This is a genomic window from Mesorhizobium sp. B3-1-7 (assembly GCF_006439385.1).
Classification (GTDB): Bacteria; Pseudomonadota; Alphaproteobacteria; order Rhizobiales; family Rhizobiaceae; genus Mesorhizobium.
Map to the genome: position 1 here is coordinate 2,501 of NZ_VFTL01000075.1, position 3,570 is coordinate 6,070.

1 tRNA gene and 2 rRNA genes are annotated in these 3,570 nt (G+C 53.9%); all 3 read left to right on the forward strand.

Features of this window, described 5'->3' with window-relative positions:
- The first annotated feature begins 256 nt into the window (after nt 1-256).
- The 3 genes from FJ417_RS32830 to FJ417_RS32840 all read left to right on the forward strand — a co-directional run bounded on the left by FJ417_RS32830 (nt 257) and on the right by FJ417_RS32840 (nt 3,528).
- A 23S ribosomal RNA gene (locus FJ417_RS32830) occupies nt 257-3,056 on the forward strand.
- An 89-nt stretch (nt 3,057-3,145) separates the two neighbouring features.
- Nucleotides 3,146-3,260 (forward strand): 5S ribosomal RNA (rrf, locus tag FJ417_RS32835).
- 191 nt (nt 3,261-3,451) lie between these two features.
- Nucleotides 3,452-3,528 (forward strand) — tRNA-Met (locus tag FJ417_RS32840).
- Nucleotides 3,529-3,570: the final 42 nt, after the last annotated feature.

Below are 3,570 nucleotides of genomic sequence, written 5' to 3' on the forward strand. Positions count from 1 at the left end.
GAGCTTCGTGCTCTGCGCCTGTTCTGTTTGACATCGTAAAGAGAAGATTTGTTCGAACTTCATGACCCGCAAGGGTCATGATTTGTCGCAAGGGACGCTCAATCCCTTGCATATGATGGGTCTGCCTAACCGCGCCCTCGAACCGATCTCGAGAAGCTGGTCTTTTTGTGCCAATTCCATTCGGTGGCGCCCCGCACAGGGCGTTGCTGAAGCGACGATCCCTTTGGATCGCGCGATGGGTATTGGCAATGAGAACGATCAAGTGTCTTAAGGGCAATTGGTGGATGCCTTGGCATGCACAGGCGATGAAGGACGTGATACGCTGCGATAAGCTACGGGGAGGTGCGAATACCCTTTGATCCGTAGATTTCCGAATGGGGAAACCCACCTAAGGTACTTGGAAAATCAGAGCAGCGGAGCAATCTGCTGCTGTGGTTTCCAAGTATCGCTAATAGGTAACTTATCCTGAATACATAGGGATAAAGTGGCGAACGCGGGGAACTGAAACATCTAAGTACCCGTAGGAAAGGACATCAACCGAGACTCCGGAAGTAGTGGCGAGCGAACCCGGACCAGGCCAGTGGCGATTGAGAGACAAGCGGAACCTTCTGGAAAGTAGGGCCATAGCGGGTGACAGCCCCGTACGCGTAATGCGATCAATCGTCCTCGAGTAAGGCGGGACACGTGAAATCCTGTCTGAAATTGGGAGGACCACCTTCCAAGCCTAAGTACTCGTGCATGACCGATAGCGAACTAGTACCGTGAGGGAAAGGTGAAAAGCACCCCGACAAGGGGAGTGAAAGAGTACCTGAAACCGATTGCCTACAAACAGTGGGAGCCCGCAAGGGTGACCACGTACCTTTTGTATAATGGGTCAGCGACTTAGTGTGACGAGCAAGCTTAAACCGATAGGTGTAGGCGCAGCGAAAGCGAGTCTGAACAGGGCGTTCAGTTCGTCGCATTAGACCCGAAACCGAGTGATCTAGCCATGAGCAGGTTGAAGGTAAGGTAACACTTACTGGAGGACCGAACCCATAACTGTTGCAATAGTTCGGGATGACTTGTGGCTAGGGGTGAAAGGCCAATCAAACTCGGAAATAGCTGGTTCTCCGCGAAATCTATTTAGGTAGAGCGTCGACCGAATACCCCAGGGGGTAGAGCACTGGATGGGCTAGGGGTCCTCACCGGATTACCAAACCTAACCAAACTCCGAATACCTGGGAGTACTAGTCGGCAGACACACGGCGGGTGCTAACGTCCGTCGTGAAAAGGGAAACAACCCTGACCTACAGCTAAGGTCCCCAAGTTATGGCTAAGTGGGAAAGGATGTGAGGATCCCAAAACAACCAGGATGTTGGCTTAGAAGCAGCCATCATTTAAAGAAAGCGTAACAGCTCACTGGTCTAAATAAGGGTCTTTGCGCCGAAAATGTAACGGGGCTAAAGCCATACACCGAAGCTTAGGGTTCGTGAGCAATCACGAGCGGTAGCGGAGCGTTCTGTAAGCTGATGAAGCCGTACCCGTGAGGGGCGGTGGAGGTATCAGAAGTGCGAATGCTGACATGAGTAACGTAAGGGGAGTGAGAGACTCCCCCGCCGAAAGACCAAGGGTTCCTGCTTAAAGTTAATCTGAGCAGGGTTAGCCGGCCCCTAAGACGAGGCGGAAACGCGTAGTCGATGGGAACCACGTTAATATTCGTGGGCCTGGAGGTAGTGACGGATCGCACAAGTTGTCCAATCTTATCGGATTGAACGGGCAGCGGAGCGGTTCCAGGAAATAGCTCCTCCTTATAGACCGTACCCGAAACCGACACTGGTGGTCAGGTAGAGTATACCAAGGCGCTTGAGAGAACTATGCTGAAGGAACTCGGCAAATTGCACGCGTAACTTCGGAAGAAGCGTGACCCTTTTCTGCGCAAGCAGAGGAGGGTGGCACAGACCAGGGGGTAGCGACTGTTTATCAAAAACACAGGGCTCTGCGAAGCCGCAAGGCGACGTATAGGGTCTGACGCCTGCCCGGTGCTGGAAGGTTAAGAGGAGGGGTGCAAGCTCTGAATCGAAGCCCCAGTAAACGGCGGCCGTAACTATAACGGTCCTAAGGTAGCGAAATTCCTTGTCGGGTAAGTTCCGACCTGCACGAATGGCGTAACGACTTCCCCGCTGTCTCCAGCATAGACTCAGTGAAATTGAATTCCCCGTGAAGATGCGGGGTTCCTGCGGTTAGACGGAAAGACCCCGTGCACCTTTACTATAGCTTTACATTGGCATTCGTAGTGGCATGTGTAGGATAGGTGGTAGGCTTTGAAACCTGGGCGCCAGCTCAGGTGGAGCCACCCTTGAAATACCACCCTTATTACTATGGATGTCTAACCGCGGCCCGTTATCCGGGTCCGGGACAATGTATGGTGGGTAGTTTGACTGGGGCGGTCGCCTCCTAAAGAGTAACGGAGGCGCGCGATGGTGGGCTCAGAACGGTCGGAAATCGTTCGCTGAGTGCAATGGCATAAGCCTGCCTGACTGCGAGACTGACAAGTCGAGCAGAGACGAAAGTCGGTCATAGTGATCCGGTGGTCCCGCGTGGAAGGGCCATCGCTCAACGGATAAAAGGTACGCCGGGGATAACAGGCTGATGACCCCCAAGAGTCCATATCGACGGGGTTGTTTGGCACCTCGATGTCGACTCATCGCATCCTGGGGCTGGAGCAGGTCCCAAGGGTATGGCTGTTCGCCATTTAAAGCGGTACGTGAGTTGGGTTCAGAACGTCGTGAGACAGTTCGGTCCCTATCTGCCGTGGGTGTAGGAATATTGAAAGGATCTGTCCCTAGTACGAGAGGACCGGGATGGACGGATCTCTGGTGGACCTGTTGTGGCGCCAGCCGCATTGCAGGGTAGCTATATCCGGACGGGATAACCGCTGAAGGCATCTAAGCGGGAAACCCACCTTGAAACGAGTATTCCCTGAGAACCGTGGAAGACGACCACGTTGATAGGCCGGGTGTGGAAGAGCGGCAACGCTTGAAGCTTACCGGTACTAATAGTTCGATAGGCTTGATCGTTCTCATTACTTATATCCATCAAGGCGCAATCCGAAGGATTGTCGCCGGCACAGAAAACAGCTTCTCGATTTGAACGTGCGTTTTGCCGACCTGGTGGTTATGGCGGAGCGGCTGCACCCGATCCCATTCCGAACTCGGCCGTGAAACGCTCCAGCGCTGATGGTACTTCGTCTCAAGACGCGGGAGAGTAGGTCGCTGCCAGGTCTGCCAAGCGCACGTTCAGCTCACATCCGGGCCAAATAGATCCGGATCGAGACAAATCTTCTCCCTACGATATTTAGGCCCGCCAAACGGGATCATGGGCCGCGCAAGCGGCCCTTTCATTTGGTGGTCTCTTGATTGCGGTAAGTTAAACCTTACCTCAAGGACGCAAGCAAACGCTTGCTCGTAGTTGACGCGGGGTGGAGCAGCCCGGTAGCTCGTCAGGCTCATAACCTGAAGGTCACAGGTTCAAATCCTGTCCCCGCAACCAAACGCAAAACGGCCCGCTCAACGCGGGCCGTTTTGCGTTGGA